At 59.1% G+C, this 19092-nt stretch carries 26 protein-coding genes; 14 read left to right on the forward strand and 12 right to left on the reverse strand.

Translation table 11 applies throughout. The features are described from left to right. The first annotated feature begins 121 nt into the window (after positions 1–121). A complete protein-coding gene (gene glpD / locus GRI41_RS08810; RefSeq protein WP_160604500.1) occupies positions 122–1678 on the forward strand; it encodes a glycerol-3-phosphate dehydrogenase in 1557 nt (518 codons plus the stop codon). Between the two features lie 40 nt (positions 1679–1718). On the opposite strand, the gene GRI41_RS08815 is transcribed toward glpD, so the two are convergent. Next, complete coding sequence (locus GRI41_RS08815; protein ID WP_160604501.1) at positions 1719–2438, reverse strand: site-2 protease family protein; 720 nt, start codon at positions 2436–2438, stop codon at positions 1719–1721. Positions 2439–2462: 24 nt separating this feature from the next. Then, entirely contained in the window at positions 2463–3041 is a 579-nt protein-coding gene (locus GRI41_RS08820) for a thymidine kinase (protein ID WP_160604502.1), read from the reverse strand. Between the two features lie 62 nt (positions 3042–3103). On the opposite strand from GRI41_RS08820, the gene GRI41_RS08825 reads away from it, so the two are divergent. After that, the gene (locus tag GRI41_RS08825; RefSeq protein ID WP_160604503.1) at positions 3104–4741 is read left to right on the forward strand and encodes an AbgT family transporter; all 1638 of its coding nucleotides are present in this window, start codon (positions 3104–3106) and stop codon (positions 4739–4741) included. Positions 4742–4892: 151 nt separating this feature from the next. Then, a complete protein-coding gene (locus GRI41_RS08830) occupies positions 4893–5459 on the forward strand; it encodes a YceI family protein (RefSeq protein WP_160604504.1) in 567 nt (188 codons plus the stop codon). A gap of 4 nt (positions 5460–5463) precedes the next feature. On the opposite strand, the gene rbfA is transcribed toward GRI41_RS08830, so the two are convergent. The 10 genes from rbfA to pspF all read right to left on the reverse strand — a co-directional run bounded on the left by rbfA (position 5464) and on the right by pspF (position 15028). Then, positions 5464–5856, reverse strand: a complete 393-nt coding sequence (gene rbfA / locus GRI41_RS08835; protein WP_160604505.1) for a 30S ribosome-binding factor RbfA — start codon at positions 5854–5856, stop codon at positions 5464–5466. Further along, complete coding sequence (locus tag GRI41_RS08840) at positions 5853–6422, reverse strand: DUF1697 domain-containing protein (RefSeq protein ID WP_160604506.1); 570 nt, start codon at positions 6420–6422, stop codon at positions 5853–5855. Before GRI41_RS08840 ends, rbfA begins: the two co-directional genes overlap by 4 nt. Beyond that, positions 6419–6832, reverse strand: coding sequence for a PaaI family thioesterase (locus GRI41_RS08845; protein ID WP_328600536.1), 414 nt, complete (start codon positions 6830–6832; stop codon positions 6419–6421). Before GRI41_RS08845 ends, GRI41_RS08840 begins: the two co-directional genes overlap by 4 nt. Continuing rightward, positions 6829–7266: a PaaI family thioesterase gene (locus GRI41_RS08850; RefSeq protein ID WP_235901108.1), complete on the reverse strand. Its 438-nt coding sequence runs from the start codon at positions 7264–7266 to the stop codon at positions 6829–6831. The genes GRI41_RS08845 and GRI41_RS08850 overlap by 4 nt, the downstream gene beginning before the upstream one ends. 103 nt (positions 7267–7369) lie before the next feature. After that, positions 7370–9871, reverse strand: a complete 2502-nt coding sequence (gene infB / locus GRI41_RS08855) for a translation initiation factor IF-2 (protein WP_160604507.1) — start codon at positions 9869–9871, stop codon at positions 7370–7372. Between the two features lie 25 nt (positions 9872–9896). Continuing rightward, positions 9897–10628: a DUF448 domain-containing protein gene (locus GRI41_RS08860; protein ID WP_160604508.1), complete on the reverse strand. Its 732-nt coding sequence runs from the start codon at positions 10626–10628 to the stop codon at positions 9897–9899. Then, positions 10609–12252 (reverse strand): transcription termination factor NusA, encoded by a 1644-nt coding sequence (nusA, locus tag GRI41_RS08865; protein WP_160604509.1) that lies wholly within the window; start codon positions 12250–12252, stop codon positions 10609–10611. Before nusA ends, GRI41_RS08860 begins: the two co-directional genes overlap by 20 nt. Then, entirely contained in the window at positions 12252–12818 is a 567-nt protein-coding gene (rimP, locus tag GRI41_RS08870; protein WP_160604510.1) for a ribosome maturation protein RimP, read from the reverse strand. The genes nusA and rimP overlap by 1 nt, the downstream gene beginning before the upstream one ends. A gap of 196 nt (positions 12819–13014) precedes the next feature. Then, complete coding sequence (locus tag GRI41_RS08875; protein ID WP_160604511.1) at positions 13015–13872, reverse strand: hypothetical protein; 858 nt, start codon at positions 13870–13872, stop codon at positions 13015–13017. 115 nt (positions 13873–13987) lie between these two features. Continuing rightward, positions 13988–15028: a phage shock protein operon transcriptional activator gene (gene pspF / locus GRI41_RS08880; protein WP_160604512.1), complete on the reverse strand. Its 1041-nt coding sequence runs from the start codon at positions 15026–15028 to the stop codon at positions 13988–13990. A gap of 185 nt (positions 15029–15213) precedes the next feature. Here pspF and GRI41_RS14255 point away from each other — a divergent pair, with 185 nt between their 5' ends. From GRI41_RS14255 to GRI41_RS08925, 11 genes are all read left to right on the forward strand, one after another. Beyond that, positions 15214–15366 (forward strand): hypothetical protein, encoded by a 153-nt coding sequence (locus tag GRI41_RS14255; protein WP_202388689.1) that lies wholly within the window; start codon positions 15214–15216, stop codon positions 15364–15366. Positions 15367–15464: 98 nt separating this feature from the next. Further along, positions 15465–16265: a phage shock protein PspA gene (gene pspA, locus GRI41_RS08885; RefSeq protein WP_407985544.1), complete on the forward strand. Its 801-nt coding sequence runs from the start codon at positions 15465–15467 to the stop codon at positions 16263–16265. A gap of 6 nt (positions 16266–16271) precedes the next feature. Continuing rightward, entirely contained in the window at positions 16272–16574 is a 303-nt protein-coding gene (pspB, locus tag GRI41_RS08890; RefSeq protein ID WP_160604513.1) for an envelope stress response membrane protein PspB, read from the forward strand. Then, a complete protein-coding gene (gene pspC, locus GRI41_RS08895) occupies positions 16571–16948 on the forward strand; it encodes an envelope stress response membrane protein PspC (RefSeq protein ID WP_160604514.1) in 378 nt (125 codons plus the stop codon). Before pspB ends, pspC begins: the two co-directional genes overlap by 4 nt. Before the next feature lie 22 nt (positions 16949–16970). After that, positions 16971–17282 carry a hypothetical protein gene (locus tag GRI41_RS08900; protein WP_160604515.1) on the forward strand — a complete coding sequence of 104 codons (312 nt, stop codon included), beginning with the start codon at positions 16971–16973 and terminating at the stop codon, positions 17280–17282. Continuing rightward, entirely contained in the window at positions 17282–17632 is a 351-nt protein-coding gene (locus GRI41_RS08905; protein WP_160604516.1) for a hypothetical protein, read from the forward strand. Before GRI41_RS08900 ends, GRI41_RS08905 begins: the two co-directional genes overlap by 1 nt. After that, complete coding sequence (locus GRI41_RS08910) at positions 17632–17967, forward strand: hypothetical protein (RefSeq protein ID WP_160604517.1); 336 nt, start codon at positions 17632–17634, stop codon at positions 17965–17967. Before GRI41_RS08905 ends, GRI41_RS08910 begins: the two co-directional genes overlap by 1 nt. Further along, complete coding sequence (locus tag GRI41_RS14260) at positions 17967–18212, forward strand: hypothetical protein (protein ID WP_202388782.1); 246 nt, start codon at positions 17967–17969, stop codon at positions 18210–18212. Before GRI41_RS08910 ends, GRI41_RS14260 begins: the two co-directional genes overlap by 1 nt. Beyond that, complete coding sequence (locus tag GRI41_RS08915; RefSeq protein ID WP_235901110.1) at positions 18212–18523, forward strand: hypothetical protein; 312 nt, start codon at positions 18212–18214, stop codon at positions 18521–18523. Before GRI41_RS14260 ends, GRI41_RS08915 begins: the two co-directional genes overlap by 1 nt. Continuing rightward, positions 18520–18792: a hypothetical protein gene (locus GRI41_RS08920; RefSeq protein ID WP_160604518.1), complete on the forward strand. Its 273-nt coding sequence runs from the start codon at positions 18520–18522 to the stop codon at positions 18790–18792. The genes GRI41_RS08915 and GRI41_RS08920 overlap by 4 nt, the downstream gene beginning before the upstream one ends. 57 nt (positions 18793–18849) lie before the next feature. Next, entirely contained in the window at positions 18850–19089 is a 240-nt protein-coding gene (locus tag GRI41_RS08925; protein WP_160604519.1) for a hypothetical protein, read from the forward strand. The last annotated feature ends 3 nt before the right edge of the window (positions 19090–19092 follow it).

Genomic DNA, 19092 nt, shown 5'->3' on the forward strand with positions numbered 1-19092 from the left:
CTAGGCTGTATTGGGCGCACTCTCAAGCCGAAGCTGCGGGCACGCGTAAGTGCGGCAAACTATTTTCCGGCGCGGCATTGAAGGAACACGGAATTCGGCTACCGCTATCCATGCCGGACCAATGTCCCAACGAACAATCCAAAGAAGAAAGTTGATACCCAGCGTGCAGGAAACCGGAACATTCGATCTGTTGGTTATCGGCGGCGGTATCAATGGCGCAGGCATTGCCCGCGATGCTGCGGGGCGCGGAGCGAAGGTGCTGCTGTGCGAGAAAGACGATCTTGCCAGCCATACCTCTTCCGCCAGCACCAAGCTGGTCCATGGCGGGCTGCGCTATCTGGAACATTACGAATTCCGTCTGGTGCGCGAAAGCCTGATCGAGCGAGAACGGCTGCTCAACATCGCGCCGCACATCATCTGGCCGCTGCGCTTTGTACTGCCGCATGACAAGGGCCTGCGCCCGGCCTGGCTGCTGCGGCTGGGGCTGTTTCTCTACGACCATATTGGCGGGCGCAAAGAATTGCCGGCGACCAGAACAGTTGATCTGCGGGCCAGCCCGCACGCTGACGTGTTAGAGCGCCGATTGGTCAAAGGCTTCGAATATTCGGATTGCTGGGTCGATGATGCGCGCTTGGTCGCACTCAATGCGATGGATGCGGATGCGCATGGCGCGGATATCAGAACCCGCACCGAATGCGTTGCCCTTGAAAGAGGGGACAAGGTTTGGACCGCGACGCTGCGCAATGCGAATAACCAAACCGAACACATCACCGCACGCGCAGTCGTCAACGCCGCAGGTCCGTGGGTCGACAATGTGCTGGGCCGCGCGATCCCGGGCAAAGAGCACCAGAACCTTCGCCTCGTGAAAGGCAGCCATCTGGTCTTCCCCAAATTGTTCGATCACGATCAGGCCTATATTTTCCAGAACAAGGACAACCGGATCGTTTTCGCAATCCCCTATGAGGGCGCATTCACTCTAGTCGGCACAACCGATCAGGCTTTCGATGGCGATGCCAATGTGATTGAAATCTCTGACGAAGAATCCGCCTATATCTGCGACGCGATCAACGAATATCTGGACAAGGATGTCACCCCGTCCGACGCGGTGTGGAGCTATGCCGGCGTCCGCCCGCTGTATGATGACAATTCGCGCAACAATTCGACCGTTACGCGTGACTATGTGTTCGAGCTGGACAGTCCCGGCGATGCACCGCCGATTTTGTCAATCTTTGGCGGCAAGATCACCACGTACCGCAAGCTGGCGGAACATGCGCTTCAAAAACTAGCGATGCCGTGGCTCGATCCGCAGCAGACGTGGACTGCGAGCAAAGCTCTGCCCGGCGGCGATTTGCCCGGGGCCAATTTCGCACGGTTCCTCGCCGCGATGGAAGAACAATACGCATGGATGGACAGCGGCGTATTGCGGCGGCTTTGCCGTGCATACGGATCGCGCGTCCCGCTGGTGACTGGCGATGCCCGGTCATGGGCGGACATGGGACAGGACTTTGGCGGCGGTCTGACCGAACGCGAAGCCGAATATCTGATCGCGCATGAATTCGCCCAATCCGCCGAAGACATATTGTGGCGGCGGAGTAAGTTGGGCCTGCATATGTCGGGCAAAGAGCGCGAGGGATTGCAACGCTGGTTCGCAAAGCGCGAAGCTGTCCCAACCCAATAACCGCCCGCATAGGCGGTCGGCAGAGTACCCTTCCGGCTATTTAGAGAAGAGTGGCGGTCCACTCGGCTATCGCGAGATATTTCTCCAACAGCCAGAATGCCGGAACACCAATCGTCCGCTCAAGAACGCGCAGATTGGGCGCGAACCAGGTGATCGCAACCAGTCCGAAAAACAGCAGCATCCCGTAAGGGCGCAGCTTGGCGTAATAGCCAACCCAGCAGCGCGGCAATGCCCCCTCTACAATATGCGATCCGTCAAAGGGCGGAATCGGCAGCATATTGAAAACCGCCAGAAAGACATTGATCAGGACGAAGTAATACAGGGCCGATGCAATCGGCGCGAACGCATTGGCCGCGTCGGCAATCATCGGCATTCCCGTGTCGCCAACAATCATCTGCGCCCCGACCGGCAAGGCAAATCCCAGCGCCAAGGCACCAAAGAGCGCCAGTGCAATGTTCATCCCCGGCCCTGCAGCGGCGACCGCCATCATCCCGAAGCGCGGATTGTTGAGCCGCTGCTTGATCACCGGAACGGGCTTCGCCCAGCCGAACACCGGCGCGCCCATCACCGCCAGCATCCCCGGCACCAGCAGTGTTCCCACAGGATCGACATGGCGGATCGGGTTGAAGCTGAGCCGGTTGCGTTCTTTTGCGGTCGGATCGCCCAGCATCAGCGCAACGCGCCCGTGTGCGACCTCGTGAAAGACAATGGCGATGACCAATGCCGGCGCGAGCAGCAGAATGAGTGTGAGCGTGTCCATCAGCTCAAGATAGGTATCGCGCCGTTACTGCGCCAGTGCCTCGCTGAAATGCTTGCGGCACAGCGCGACATAGCGGTCGTTCCCGCCGATTTCGGTCTGTTCGCCCGCTTTGACCGCTGCGCCGCTTTCATCGACGCGCAAATTCATGCTCGCTTTCTTGCCGCAGTGGCACACCGCCTTGAGTTCCACCAGCGAGTCCGCAATGCCCAGCAATGCGGCAGAGCCAGGAAACAGCTCTCCCTGAAAATCGGTTCTGAGGCCGTAGCACAGCACCGGAATGCCCGCCTCATCAGCCAGCCGCGCGCATTGCCAAACCTGCTGCTTGGAGAGAAATTGCGCCTCGTCTATCAGCACGCAATCGATCGGTTCCACCGCATGCGAGGCGCCAACCTGTTCCCACAAATCGGTGCCTTCCTCGTATCGATGCGCCTCTGCGCCCAGTCCGATCCGGCTTTCAATCGCCTTGTCTTCCGATCGATCATCGAGCTTTGCGGTCCACAACATGGTGTGCATTCCGCGCTCTCGATAGTTGAAATCGGCCTGCAAAAGCGTGGTTGATTTGCCCGCGTTCATTGACGCGTAATAGAAATACAGCTTAGCCATAGCGCGTGTCTAAACGCATAAAGCCGCCAGATGAAAGAGCGGTAAGCCAAGAGGGTGTGTAAATGAGCGAAGCAGCCGCCGCGAGCGAAACGCAACAGGGTATTCTGGGCTGGGTTGAGAGAACGGGCAACAAGCTGCCTGATCCGGTTTTCCTGTTTTTCTATCTTATCATCGCGCTGGTCGCGATATCGGTTGTTGCATCGCTGCTTGGTGTGTCGGCGCTCCACCCGACAGAGACCGACGAAGCAACCGGCGGCGCATTGCGGATCGAGGCGGTCAGCTTGCTCGCTGCGGAGAATATCCAACGGCTCTGGGTCGAAATGCCCAAGACTTTCACGCACTTCCATCCGCTTGGCTATGTTCTGGTTGTGATGCTCGGCGCGGGCGTGGCGGAGCGATCGGGCTTCTTTGCTGCGGGTATGGCCAAAGCGGTCAAAGCTGCTCCAAAAGCGCTGCTGACGCCGGTTGTCGCGCTGGTCGCCATGCTTGGCAACCACGCAGCAGATGCGGGCTACGTGGTGCTGATCCCGCTTGCGGGCATTCTCTTCGCAGCCGCCGGACGCCATCCGCTTGCCGGGATTGCTGCAGCTTTCGCGGGCGTTTCGGGCGGATTTTCTGCGAATATTTCCCCCGGGCAGCTCGATGCATTGCTGTTCGGGATTACCGAAGAGGCAGTCAGCGCCAGTTCGCTTGACCCTGCATGGACCGCCAATATTGCAGGCAATTGGTACTTTATCAGCGCCATGACATTCCTGTTCTTGCCGATCATCTGGTACGTGACCGACAAAGTCATCGAACCGCGCCTGGGCGAATGGACGGGCGGCGCCTCTGCCGGTGCGAGCGATGACGGGACAAGCCCCGATCCAACCGCCGAAACCGGCGAACTTGCCACCAAGGGTCTGCGCCACGCCGGTCTTGCGGCCTTGTTCGTGGTCGCGCTGTGGGTGCTGATGGTGTTTGCGCCGGGTACACCGCTGATCGATGAAGCCGCCTGTCTGACCGAGGAAGGCGCCCCGATCGTGGATTGTTCGATCCACAGCGAATTGCGCCCGCTTTACCAATCGCTGGTGGCGGCATTCTTCCTGCTGTTCCTCCTCGCGGGCTGGGCCTATGGCCGCGCGACCGGCGCGATCAAGAACCATCGCGATCTGGTCGCCATGATGACCGAATCGATGAAGGATATGGGCTACTATCTGGTGCTCGCCTTTGCCGCCGCGCATTTCGTGGCAATGTTCAACTGGTCGAACCTCGGTCTGATTTCGGCGGTGCACGGCGCGGCGGGGATCCAGTCAACCGGATTGCCATTGCCGCTGGTTCTTGGCCTGATGGTTCTGTTCGCTGCACTGCTCAACCTGTTCGTTGGCTCCGCCAGTGCGAAATGGGCTTTGCTGGCACCGATCCTTGTGCCCATGCTGATGCTGCTGGGAATCAGCCCCGAAGGCGCAACCGCGGCCTATCGCGTGGGTGACAGCGCGACCAATATCATCACCCCGCTGATGGTATATTTCCCGCTGATCCTGATTTTCGCGCAGCGCTGGAAAAAGGATTTCGGGCTGGGAAGCCTGACCGCGATGATGCTGCCCTATTCGGTATGGCTGCTGATCTCTGGCACGGTGCTGATCGTGGTCTGGTTCTATCTCGGCATTCCGCTGGGGCCCGATGCGCCGGTTGGTTACACGCTGCCCGGATCTGCCGGTTAGAGGTCTGCTCGCAGGCGATTTGCCAGCACCCGCCCGCCCGGTGTAGAATCTGAATTCGGCTCAAGGGAGCTTAACGCGCCGCGAGGTGGGGACCGAGCGGCAAGCGTAGCTCCCCACTCGCAATCCGGGTGAGCCGGGACAGGGGGGATTTATGATGCGAGCCGTTGCAGCAGCTATAATGCCGCTGATGCTGGCTGCCGCAGCGCCGGCAGCATCGACTTACACAATCGATACCGCGCATAGCGATGTCACCGCACGCGTTGCGGTGATGGGCGTATCGAGCAGGACCGCGCGCTTCCCGCACATTTCGGGCACGGTGCGGCTGCCGGGCGGACAAGCGGACCGGATGTCGCTTGATGTAGCCATCGACGCGCGGACACTGACCGCGGCGGATGAATCGATCCGCAAACGGCTCAAAGGTCAGCAATATTTCTGGGTGGAGAAATATCCCACCATTCGTTTCACCAGCACCAGCCTGACGCTGTCAGGAGCACGAAGCGGGATAATTTCGGGCAGGCTGACCGCGCGAGGCGTCACCAAACCCGTCAAGCTAACGGTGACATTTGACAAACCGCCCGCTTCGCTCAAGCCGGGCGAAACGCTGACCATTGACGGTCAAACGAAGATCAATCGCCGCCATTTCGGGATGACCGCGCATTCGGTCGTCGTTGGCAAACATGTCACGATCAAATTGAAAGCCCGGCTGAAACCGGCCTGACATTTTAGCTGTCCAGATCGCGGACCACTTTGGGATCGTTCAGCAATTGGTCGATCCGGCTGGCTTCATCAAAGCTTTCATCCGGCTGAAAATTCAGCTTCGGCGCAAATTTCAGCCCCAGCCGTTTTGCCACTTCGCGTTGAAAGAATGCGGTGTTGGTGCGCAGCGCCTTGAGCACCACCTCCTCATCCTCTCCCATCAGCGGTTTCACATAGACTTTGGCATTGCGCAGGTCGGGCGTCATGCGCACTTCGGTCACGCTAACGCTGGTTGCGCGCAGCACGTCATCATGCGCTTCCCCGCGCGCCAGCAATTCGGACAGGATATGGCGCACCCGCTCCCCCACTTTCAGGACGCGGACCGATTGCTGCTCTTTGGTCGACTGGTTTCTACTCATGATTCCTGGCTATCGAGCTCGTCCATCTTTGCAAGGATGCGCTTCATGCTCCTTATATTGCGCGCGGTGCCGCGGATTCCAAGGCGGCGTGTAATAAAATCGCCGGTCAGCTTGGAAGGCCCCGCCCCTTCGACATAATCGATGTGCAGCGCCTTCGTGCCGCCCGCAATACGTTCAGGGCCGCGCCCCTCATGATCGATTTGCAGCGCTTTGATCTGGGTCGGACCGGGCTGATCCAGGAAGAACATCGTATGGACGAACTTCTCCTCGCCAGCGTCGGGGCCGTGGGCAAAGGGGTTTTCGGCAATCGCCGCGGCGAGCTCGCTACGCGTCATCACCACAACTTCGCTATCGATGTCGAATTCTTCGCGGACGATCCACGCAATCTTTTCCGCCAGCCCTTCCGACGGCATGTCTTCATGCAAGAACAGCACGTTCCTGCTGGCTGCAACGGTCTCTATATCTTCGAACTCTTCGCGCTCCAATGCATAGCGCAGATCGACCATTTTCAACCGGTTGCTGCCGACATTGATGCTGCCGAGCAAAGCGACGAAGCGCGCGTTCATTCCGGATCCAGGCCGGGATTTGGCGTGGGGATACAGGTGGACGTGGCGCGCGCCAGAACGGTGCCGTCGCAGTCTTTCAATTCGGCGGCAAGGAATACCACACGCTTGCCCGCCTTGATCACGCTGCCGGTTGCGACAAGCGGCCCCTGCCGGACTGGCCGGAGCAGCGAGAAATTGACATCGAGCATCAGCGGCGAATGGCTGCCGCCGGTGGAGTGGGTATAGGCCCAGCCCATCGCTTCATCGAGAAACCCGGCGACCAGCCCGCCCTGAACGCTGCCGCGCGGCGTGATGAAACTTTCCGGCGCGGTGAAATTCATCGTGATGGTCTGCGTGTCCTGATCGAAAGACACAAATTCGGCGCCCATAAGTTGCGCATGCGGCCATGCTTTCGTTTTGAAACCGCTCACGAACCCTCTCCCGATTCCGGCGCGCCCGGAACCTCTGTGGGCATCGCGGTGGAGGTTGCCCGGGCAAGCAATTTGCCATCCTTATCGCGCAATTCGCCTTCGAGGAATGCGATCCTCCGGCCCAAACGCACCACGCGGCCGGTGGCCGTGATGGTTTCCAGCGGTACCATCCCGACAAAGCTCATATTGAGATCGAGATTGAGCGGCAGCAATTTGCCATCGGTTGCGGCGAGCAGCGCCGTGCCCATCACCTCGTCGAGAAACCCGCCAATCAACCCGCCCTGCACCGCACCGCGTGGCGATGCGAAGGAAGGCGGCGGGGTGTAGCGGACGGTGGCCGTCGCGGTTTCCTCGTCAAAGGACACGAACTCCGACCCCATTAGCTCTGCGGAGGGGGAGCGGCGTTTGGTGAAGATGGGCGGGTTGCTCGACATGATGGCCTGATCCTGCGTGGTGGCGAGTCCATAGACGGGCCTTGAACCCGCCAAACAATCGATCAGGACCGACTGCCCTCGCCGACCGAGTCAGGACCCACAATCACAATACCCGCTCTTTCTCCTCGATCTCGAAGACCTCAAGCTGATCGCCCGGTTGGACATCGTTGGTGTCTTCCAGAACCACGCCGCATTCGAGGCCGGTGCGGACTTCGTCGACATCGTCCTTGAAGCGCCGCAGCGAGGCGATGGTGGTCGCCGAAACGATGACATCGTCGCGCGTAAGGCGGGCATGGAGCCCTTTGCGGATCGCGCCTTCGTTGACGATGAGGCCCGCAGCCTTGTCGCGCTTGCCCGATTTGAACACTTCTTTGACCTCTGCGCGGCCAACAACATGTTCGATCTTTTCGGGGCCAAGCTCGCCGGCCATTTCCTTGCCGATTTCGTCGGTCAGGTGATAGATCACATCGAAATATTTCATTTCGACATTGTCGCGTTTCACCAGTTCGCGCGCTTTCGGATTGGGGCGCACGTTAAAGCCGATAATCGGCGCGTTGGAAGCCGCCGCCAGCGTCACGTCGCTCTCGGTAATCGCACCCACGCCTGCATGGAGCACGCGGACCTTGATATCGTCATTGCCGAGATTGTGCAGCGCGGTGGTGATCGCTTCCACGCTGCCCTGCACATCGGCTTTCACCAGAACGGGGAATTCGACAACGTCGCTCTTCAGATTGTTGAACATGGTGTCGAAGCTGGTCGGGGCGAGCGCGGTGCGCTTGGCGGTGGCGCGTTCCTTGCGGAAATCGGCCACTTCGCGCGCGCGCGCTTCGTTTTCGACCACGGTCAATTGGTCGCCAGCGCCGGGAACGCCGCTAAGGCCGAGAACTTCGACCGGCATTGATGGGCCCGCTTCCTTGATCTGCTTGCCTTGATCATCGACCACCGCACGGACTTTGCCGCTTTCGGTGCCGACCACAAACACATCGCCGCGTTTCAGCGTGCCGCGCGTTACCAGCACGGTCGCCACGGGGCCGCGGCCCTTGTCGAGCTGCGCCTCGATAACGGTTGCATCCGCCGGGCGATCAGGACGCGCTTTCAATTCAAGCAATTCCGCCTGAAGCGAGATTTTCTCGATCAGTTCGTCAAGACCGGTGCCCTTGGTGGCAGAGATTTCGACATCCTGCACTTCACCCGACAGCGCTTCCACGATCACTTCATGTTCAAGCAAACGTTCGCGCACTTTTTGTGCGTTGGCTTCGGGCTTGTCGATCTTGTTGATCGCGACGATCATCGGAACGTCCGCCGCCTTGGTGTGCTTAATCGCTTCGATCGTCTGCGGCATAATGCCATCATCCGCGGCGACAACCAGCACCACAATATCGGTCACATTGGCACCGCGCTGACGCATTTCGGTAAATGCGGCGTGGCCCGGCGTGTCGAGGAAAGTGATCTTCGACTTGTCCTTGGTGGTGATCTGGTAGCTGCCGATGTGCTGGGTAATGCCGCCGGCCTCGCCTTTGGTCACATTGGTGCCGCGCAGTGCGTCGAGCAGACTGGTTTTGCCGTGATCGACATGGCCCATGATCGTCACCACAGGCGGGCGCGGTTTCAGAGTTTCTTCGGGATCGAGATCTTCCTCTACCTTGATGTCCACATCATCCTCGGAAACACGCTGGATGGTGTGGCCGAATTCTTCGACCAGCAGTTCGGCGGTATCCTGATCAATCGTCTGGTTGACGGTGACCATCATATCCATGTTGAACAGGGCTTTGACCAGGTCAGCACCCTTTTCACCCATGCGTTTGGCCAGTTCGCCGACGGTGATCGCTTCTGGAACGATAACGTCGCGCACTTGCTTCTCGCGCGGTTTGGACGATCCGCCACCCTGTTCGCGGCGTTCTTTTTCACGCGCGCGTTTGAGCGCGGCGAGGCTGCGCGCGCGGCGGCCCTCATCCTCGTTGAGCGCCTTGGTAACGGTCAGCTTGCCGCTGCGACGCTTGTCTTTGCCGCCACCCTTTGCCGGACGCTTCTCTTCCTTCTTGGGCGGACGTTTGGGCTCTGGCCGGGCAACCGGCGTAAACTTGCGCGCAGCCGGTGTCGGCGTCGCCGGCGCGGAAGAGGGATTGGCCTCTGCATCAGCCGCTGTGGCGGCTTGCTGCGCCTCTTCTTCGGCCGCTTTCTTGGCGGCTGCTTCAGCCTCGGCTTCGGCTTTCTTGTTGTCTTCCTGCGCCTGTTTTTCTTTTTCTACAGCCTCTTTCTTCTGCTCCGCATCGCGGCGGTTGGCATCTTCTGCGAGGCGCAGGCGCTCTTCCTCGGCCTCGCGCTGGAGGCGGGCAACGCGTTCTTGCGGCGTCTCGCCGGGCGCCGCAGCGGGCTTCTTGGCCACAGGTTCTTCCGCTGGTGGCGGAGGCGGTGGTGGGGGTGGCGGAGGGGGCGGTGGAGGTGTCTCACCCGGCCTAACGAGCTTGCGCTTACGCTTCACCTCAACCGCGACCTTATTGGTCCGGCCATGGCTGAAAGTCTGTTTGACTTCACCGCCATCAACCGGCCGCTTCAAGCCCAGGGGCTTGCGGGTCCGTGCAGGTTTTTTATCTTCATCAGACATATAGCTCGTCTCTATCCTTCAAAACTCAATTCGTCACGGCAGAAGCGTTACGTGCCTCGCCGCCATTCATAACGGGCGCATCCGCCCTCAAGAAATGCAAAAGGCGCATCAGGACCGCTTGGACCCGCTCCGCCGCATTTTCATCGGCCAGCGCCATATGAACGACATTGTCGCGGCCCAATGCCACAGACAATGCCGCACGGTCCAGTGGCAACACCGTTCCGCGCTGACCTGTGCCTTCGGCGTCACGGCCCACCCGCCACGCCTGATCCAGTTTCTTGCTGCCATCCTCGCCCGCATCGGATGCATGAAGAAGCAGTGAAACCCGCCCGGATCGCGCATGCTCTGCAATCCGGTCTGAACCCAAGATAAGCTTTCCCGCGCGCATTTCGAGGCCGAGCCGGTCGGCCAGCAGCTTTACCAGCGCGGTTTCGACCAGCTGCGGCAGATTATCGGGCACACTCAGCTGTGCGCCTTTGAATGCCCGCGCCAAGGCGCCGCGCAGCTTTCCTGCCGCAATCGCTTCATCCAGTTGTGTCCGGCTCACACCCAGCCATGCACCGCGCCCCGGCGCACGGGCCAGCGGATCGGGAAGCACATCACCCTCTGGCGAAATAGCCAGCCGGATCAGCCCGTCTTTCGGCGCGGTTTCGCCGGACAGAATACAGCGCCTTTCGGGTGCGGAAGCCTTGTGCCCCCGCCCCGATGCAGCTTCAGAGATGTCGGACGCTACAGGCTCATGTGGTGGAGTCCGCATCGGCGGCCTCCTGTGTGTCGGGCTCGTCTTCGAACCAGTGTGCGCGGGCTGCCATGATGATTTCGTTGCCCTGCTCTTCAGTGAGCCCGTATTCGCCCAGCACACCGCCTTTGTCTTCGGTCCGCTTTGGCTGGACATCGGCACGCAGACGCGGCCCTTCGGCAGGGTTCTGACGGCGTTTCGGCGCTTCGCGCTTCTTCGCGATCAGTTCGTCTGTCGCAAGATCGGCCAAATCGTCGAGCGTTTTGATCCCCGCTTTGCCCAGCGTAACCAGCATAACTTCGGTCAGATGCGGGATTTCGGCAATCGCATCGTCAACACCCAATTCGCGGCGTTCCTCGCGAGCAGCCGATTCATGACGCTCGATGGCTTCGAGAGCACGGCTCTGCAGTTCTTCGGCAAGTTCGTCGTCGAAGCCTTCGATTGCGCCCAGCTCTTCCAGCTGGACATAGGCAACTTCTTCGAGTTCGGCGAAACCTTCGGCAACCAGAAGCTGCGACAGCGTTTCGTCGACATCAAGTTCCTCTTCGAACATCTTCGAACGTTCGGCGAATTCTTTCTGGCGCTTCTCGCTCGCTTCTTCTTCGGTCATGATGTCGATCTGGTGGCCGGTCAGCTGACTGGCGAGACGGACATTCTGGCCGCGGCGACCGATCGCCAGGCTCAGCTGATCGTCAGGAACGACAACTTCGATCCGCCCTTCGTCTTCATCAAGAACAACGCGGGCGACAGTGGCGGGCTGGAGCGCATTGACCACAAAAGTTGCGGTGTCTTCCGACCACGGAATAATGTCGATCTTCTCGCCCTGCAGCTCCTGCACGACAGCCTGAACGCGGCTACCTTTCATACCCACACAAGCGCCGACAGGGTCGATGCTGCTGTCATTGCTGATCACGCCAATCTTGGCGCGCGAGCCGGGATCGCGGGCCGCAGCCTTGATCTGGATAATGCCGTCGTAAATCTCGGGCACTTCCTGCGCGAACAGCTTGCGCATGAAATCGGGATGCGCGCGGCTGAGGAAAATCTGCGGACCGCGATTGTTGCGTTCCACCTTGGTGATGATCGCGCGGACACGCTCGCCAACACGCGCGGCTTCGCGCGGAATTTGCTGGTCACGGCGAATAACACCTTCGGCGCGGCCGAGATTGACAATCACATGGCCGAATTCGACCGATTTGATAACGCCGGTGATAACCTCGTCAGCGCGGTCCTTGAATTCTTCATACTGACGCTCGCGCTCGGCATCGCGAACCTTCTGGAAAATCACTTGCTTGGCGCTTTGCGCATCGATGCGGCCCAGATCAACCGGAGGCAGCGGATCGACGATGAAGTCGCCCAGCTTGGCATCTTCTTCCAGCTTCTGCGCCGCTTTCAGATCGACTTGTTTGAAATAGTCTTCGACTTCTTCAACCACTTCGACCACGCGCCACAGACGCAGATCGCCGGTTTGCGGGTCCAGCTTCGCGCGGATATCGTTCTCCGCACCATAGCGGTTGCGCGCGCTTTTCTGGATCGCTTCTTCCATCGCTTCGATGACGATCTCTTTGTCGATCATCTTCTCGGTTGCGACAGCATTCGCAATTGCAAGCAGCTCTGCCTTATTGGCGGAAATAGCACTGGCCATCAGTTGTCAGCCTTCTCTTCTTCGTCTTCTGATATTTCATCGGCACCGGCGGTGTCCAATGGTTGGGTTGCGGCAATCAGCGCATCGGTAAGGACGAGCTTTGCCGAATGGATCGAACCGAGCGGAAAAGATACCGTCCCGGCCCTGTTATCTTCAATTGTGACGGTCTCACCATCTATCCCGGCCAGCGTGCCGCGCACATTACGCGGACCGTCATAGCCTTTGGCCATCGAAACCTTCGCCTCATGCCCAGCCCAATCAGAAAAGTCCTTGGGCCGCGTCAGCGGGCGGTCGATGCCGGGCGAACTAACCTCGAGGTGGTAAGCACCCTCGATCAGCACATCGCCTTGCTCTTCCAGAGCATCGATCTGTTCTGACACAGCGCGCGAAAGCGCAGCGCATTGTTCGATCACCAGCTGACCCGTCGCCGGATCTTCCGCCATGATCTGCAGCGCCTGCGTCCCGTCGCCGGCTTCCGAGGGCATCATCTTCACGCGCACAAGATCGAAACCCAGAGCATTCGCTTCGGGTTCGATAATCTCGGTCAAGCGTGCCAGATCGGCCATTCGGTCTCCATTGCTCGATATTATGACAATAGCATTTCGTGCCGGCCCCTCTCGGCGCCAGCCCCACTTTGCAATCACAATGTCGGGATGAGATGCAGATAGGCGCGGATTCGCGCGATTGCAACTCTAAACTAGGCGCACTCTGTTAAAGCGCTGCCCGTAGCGCGCCCGGGGACGCAGCCGAGACTGCGTCATCCTATGGCTGCGTTGGCGCTGCACCGATCATCAATGACTCTCCAGCGGCGATTTCCTCCGCAGTCCAGCTGGTATAGTCAATCTCCCAGGTCAGCTCGGCCGCGGTAATGCTAAGCGGCACATTCATATGGCGCGCGGCGAAATGGTGGATTTCGGTCGGGTGATTGTCGAGCTGGTGGACAAACGGGAAGCTTGTGGGGCCGTTAGGGACATACCGCTCCAACCGGGGCCCATCGAGACAGGAATTTTCAAACGCGCGTCCGCTAACCGGCTTCCCCTCGGCATTGACCCGGAAAAGATAATGCCCCCCGATCGGGAAGCGTCCGGGCGTGACCGGTGGGGACAGAATATAGACCGACACCATGCCGTCCTCATCTGGCGGTAAAGTTACAAAATTGGCAGATCCGGAGCGGCAAAGCGGCAATTGCTGCCGCGCGCCTTCCTGCATGGCCGCGTCCCTAGCGGCGACTTGCCCGAGCAGGAAATCGGACAGCGGATGCTGTTTAGGATCGTCGTGCATCTTGGCGTAGACAACATTGCCGCCGTCGATTTCAAACACCACGAATTCGAACAGTTTTTCGTCTATCTTGGTGTAGAAAACGACGCGGACGTTCCCGTTATCGAGTTCCTCGGTCATATAAGTCAGAAATTCGGGGCGATTTTCCGCGCGCAGTTGCGCGTTGAGTTCGTCGCTGGCTTTCCACGCCGCCTGATCGTGGCGGAATATCTGTTCGCCCAAACGTTTTGCTTTCGCATTGGCCGCGATCTGCTCCGCACCGGCGCCTTCGGGCGATGCCGACAGGGCAGGCGCGGAAACGGCAAGGCCGATCATCACGGGAAGCAAGAGCAAGCGTTTCATATAATCCTCAAACCCAAAATAGCGGTTTCAAGAAGCCTTGTGGCAGCGCGCGTTTGCTGATGCAATGCCGCAGCAGGCCGCTGCACTTCCGGTCCCCGTTTCACCCAAACGGTGACTATTGGGCCGGTTCTTCCATCAAACCGTGCTTCTTTATGCAATGGCGCAGCTGGTCATAGCTGAGGCCAAGAGCCTTTGCTGTCTGGCGCTGGTTCCAGCGATGTTTGCCCAGGGCGTGTTCGACAATGTTGCGCTCATGCTCGTCCACCGCAGCGCGCAGATCATCGACGCCTTCCAGATCGGAGGCCAGAGAAGCCGCCGGTACAGCTGGTACCTGAGCGGCAACAGCAGGTGCCGATTTGCTCGACGGCTCGCCCACGGGCTTCCACGGCGACTCGAATGGATCGAACTGGACATGCGCAATCGGCTCGTTCCAGTCATCCCAGCGATAGATCGCCCGCTCCACCACATTGCGCAGCTCACGAACATTGCCAGGCCAAGGATGGCTGTCGAGCTGTTTGCGAACATGGTCGGCAAAGCCCGGCCACCCTTCCCAACCGATTTCAGCAGCCATCCGGCGGCCGAAATAGTCGGTCAACATATCGATATCGCCTTCGCGTACCCGCAAGGGCGGCAGCGTGATGACCTCAAAGCTCAGCCGGTCGAGCAAGTCCGACCGGAATGTCCCCTCCTCTGCCGCTTTGGGCAAATTTTCGTTGGTCGCGGCGACGATCCGCACATCCACATTGACCGGGCGGGAGGATCCGATGCGGGTGACCTCGCCATATTCCACCGCCCTCAGCAGCCGTTCTTGTGCAGCCATCGACAAAGTGCCCAGTTCGTCGAGAAATAGCGTGCCTTTGTCGGCTTCTTCAAACCTTCCCGCGCGCGCTTTGGTAGCACCGGTGAATGCTCCGGCTTCGTGGCCGAACAATTCGGCTTCGATCAGCGTTTCGGGCAGCGCCGCACAGTTCATCGTGACCAGCGGTTCTCCCCAGCGTTCGGACAGACGGTGGAGACGTTCTGCAATGAGCTCTTTCCCCGTCCCGCGCTCGCCCACGACGAGCACCGGACGCCGCATCGGAGCCGCGCGGCTGGCACGTTCGACCGCGTCGAGAAATGCGCCCGATTGACCGATAAATTGATTCTTTTGCTCCATTTGCCCAACCTATAGTGAAAATTCCCAATGGTTGGCAATAGCCCCCAAACTCGAAATTGGGCGCTATGGTTTATCTATCTGTAATAAATCGATAATTCGGGTTTGGCACACCTCTTGCTGAGTGATGAACAACACCAAACGGTGGCGAAACTTACTTCGGCACCTATTCAGGAAGGAACCACGCAATGTACGACCGCAGCTTTTTCCAGACCAAACTGGGTCAGGCCGCAATGGCAAGCATCGCTGCAATGTGCCTGTTCGTTGTGCTCAGCTCGCAAATGCAAATGAGCCCGACATTGGCAACCGTATCGCCGGTTGATGTTGTTGAGCTGGCATGATCAACCCTTCCAACAATACCCCCGAGGATCGGGACCCGTTGACACCGGAGCGCGATAGCAACGCTGCATCCGGGGCGGGTGCCCGTCCTCAAAATGTGATATCGCGGTTCGAAGCCGAGGTAGAACGCCTTCGCCAGAGCCCGACACCAACCCAAACTGCCTCTATGCAGGCGCAAACGTTTAACCTGTTCAACAGTGGAGCACCCTTGATGGGAATATTCAGCCGAACCCGTGACATCATCGCCGCCAATTTCAACGATATGCTGGATAATGCCGACGATCCGGCAAAAATGATCCGCATGATCATCCTCGAAATGGAGGAAACTCTGGTCGAAGTGCGCGCTAGCGCGGCACGAACGATCGCCGACCAGAAGGAAATGCACCGGCACACGGTGAAGCTGGACCGTCTGCAGGCCGATTGGGGCGAGAAAGCACAATTGGCACTGAGCAAGGATCGCGAAGATCTTGCCCGGGCTGCTTTGGTTGAGAAGAAGAAGGCGTCGGACATGTCCGATCAGCTGAAAGCAGAGATCGCTGTGCTGGACGACGCCCTTCGCGCTTACGAACAGGATATCGCCAAGCTGCAAAACCGCCTTCGCGAAGCCCGCAGCCGCCAGACAGCCATCGCTGCGCGTCTGGAAAGCGCCGAAAACCGCGCCAAGCTGCGCACGCTGATGAGCACCGAGCGGACCGACGAGGCACTTGCCCGTTTCGACCAGCTCGAACGCCGCGTCGACTACGCAGAAGGCCGCGCCGAAGCGCTGTCGATTGCCGATAATAGCGGCAAGCCAAGCCTGTCCGATGAAATCGCTGCTCTCGAAGGCGCCGATAAAGTCGATGAAGAATTAGAAGCCATGAAAGCCGCGATGAAGGGCGGCAAAGACGAGAAAAAGGATTAATCCCCCATGTTCCCCAGCGAGATCATAATTGTACCCATTGTTGTCCTCGGTCTCCCATGGCTCATCATGCACTATGTTACCAAATGGAAAACCGCCGCAACGATCACCACCGATGACGAGGATCTGCTTGGCGAATTGTACCAGCTGGCCAAGCGCCTGGACGAACGGATGGACACTGTCGAACGCCTCGTTGCGAGCGACAATCCTGATTATCAGCCAGCCCGCATCATGCATGACCGCGAGACAGACAATCAACAATTGCGCGAGCTCGACCGGATGCTCGCAGAGAAGAAGGAAGCCCACAAATGACCAGCGAACGCACAACCCTGTATCGCGACAAACAGAACGCGAAATTGATGGGCGTCTGCTCGGGAATTGCGGACTACACCGGCGTCAACGCCCTGTGGGTCCGGCTGGGTTTCCTGGTCTTGCTGTTCATGAGCGGAGGTGGAGCGTTGCCGTTCTATTTCCTCGCCGGGCTGCTGCTGAACAAGAAGCCGCCGCATCTCTACGTCGAACGCGAAGAGCAGAAATACTGGCAGGGCGTGCGCCAGAGCCCGCGCCGCAGCGCTCGCGAAATCCGCAGCCGGATGCGCGATATCGACCGCCGCCTGGCCGACATTGAAACCTATTATGTCACCAGCAATCCACGCCTGACCGCCGAAATTGAACGCCTGCGCTAAGCCATACGAGGGAGGACTAAACATGGGTGAATTGATCGGACTGGTCGCGGTAGCCGCGCCGTTCCTGATGGTCTTCGGGATCGTTTGGATAGGCAGCCAGAAAAAGCTCGAAGAGAAACGCATCGAAGCAACCGCAGAGATGAGTTCGGAAAAGGCAGCGCAATATGCCGCACATACGGCCGAACTTGAGCAACGCGTCCGCGTGCTCGAGCGAATCGTGACCGACCGCGGATATGATGTGGCAACACAGATCGAAGCGCTTCGCGACACTCGCGAAGTGGAAGGAAGCGACAGCGGCGTGCCGCTCGAGATCGCGAAAAAGGAGAAAGCATAATGGACTGGGGTGGACCGGGATTTGTTCTCGCGATCATCATGCTCTCGACCGGGGGCTGGCTGATCAACAACTGGATCCGCGCCAAGCACGGTTACGATCTGGAAGATGAATGGGGCGGCAAGACTGCTCCGAAAAAATCGAAAGAAGTTGCCGAGCTTCGCGCTGAAAATGCCGAACTGGTGCAGCTGCTCAAAGACCAGGGCAAGCGCATGGAAACGCTAGAGCGCATCGTGACCGACAAAGGCTACCGGCTCAATGAAGAGATCGAGGCTCTGCGCGATGTTCCCGACAAGAAGGCGCATGACGACAGCGGGGTTCCGCTCAACATTTCGAAGAAAGAACACATCTGATGCAAGGCGAAGACCTTATCCCCCATCTCCCGTGGATTATCGCAGCCGCGCTGGCACTGGGTGCTGCGGGCGTGTTTGGCTGGATCCACACGACCAGGCTGCGGATCAAGCATGGCTATCCGCTGGAGGGCATGTGGGGGCAATCGCTCAAACCGTCTTCCGACGGCCAGACCGCAGAACGGGTTACCTTGCTAACGCAAGAAAACGCAGAACTTCGGGCTGAACTGGGTTCGATGAAAGACCGGCTGGCCAATGTCGAACGCATTGTCACCGATAGCGGCTTCCAGCTTACCAACGAAATCGACCGGCTGCGCGACCAGCAGGAGGTCAACTGATGTTTGGTGCCGATACTTCTTTGGTTTTCGATGCGCTGCAAATGGTCGGTCTGGCGGGAGTAGCCGGCGGAGCGGCCGTATGGTTCGCCATGCGCCGCCGCAAGAGAGTGCAGCCATCGACCGGAAGCAGCAGCATCGAGCAACGCGTGCGCGTGCTCGAACGGATCGCAACCGATCGTTCGACCGATCTTGCCGACGAAATCGAAGCATTGCGCACAACCGACAAGCAAAAGGAACCCAACTGATGGACGCCGACCTTGTACTGATTTTCGGATTTATCCTGATCATCGCATCGATCGCGCTTGGCGTGGGCAGTTCGATCCATCGCCGCAGCAACGACCATGAAGAGCGCAAGCTGGAACTGCTCGCGCGCACCGAAGAAGCCAAGGCCGGTCGCGGCGCCGCAAGCGAAGCCTATCGCAAGCTCGAAGAGCGGGTGCGCGTACTGGAGCGTATTGCCACGGATCGCGGCACCGATCTGGCCCAGCAAATCGAACATCTGCGCGATCTCGACCAGATCGATGAAATGACCGCGCCGAAGGAGAAGCTTCAATGAACTGGGCGACCGCTATCGTTCTTATCGTCGCCATCGGCGCCATCGTGGGCGTATTCAGGGCGCGGTATCGGGCGCAGGCCGGGATTATTGCCGACGAGGACGGCAATGAGCGGTATATCGAGCGTTCTGACGCGAATGCACAACGCGAGGTCGAGGAACTGCGCGAGCGGATCAAGGTGCTTGAACGCATCGCAACCGATGCAAACACATCGGAAGCCAGAAAAATTGCCGCGATTTCGGACGAGATCGAAAGTTTGAGAGACAAGTAAGCAGAGGATGTTGGTGGATCATACGATGCCCCCCTGCCCCGAAAGAGGATTTGTGAAATGACCGAACAGATCATCATATCCAGCGCCACGATTATCGGGATGACGATTGTCGCGCTGATCGGCCTTCGCGGCTGGCAGGGATGGCTTGCTTTGAAGGAACAGGAGCTCGAACGGTCCGGTTCGCCGCGGCATGAAATTGATACCGGATCCGCTTCGGGCGCTGCTCGTATCGAAATTGCCGATCTCAAGGAACGCATCCGCAAGCTGGAAGCCATTGCCAGCGGGGTCGATCTTTAACCT

Source organism: Pontixanthobacter aquaemixtae, from assembly GCF_009827395.1.
Taxonomy (GTDB): Bacteria; Pseudomonadota; Alphaproteobacteria; order Sphingomonadales; family Sphingomonadaceae; genus Pontixanthobacter; species Pontixanthobacter aquaemixtae.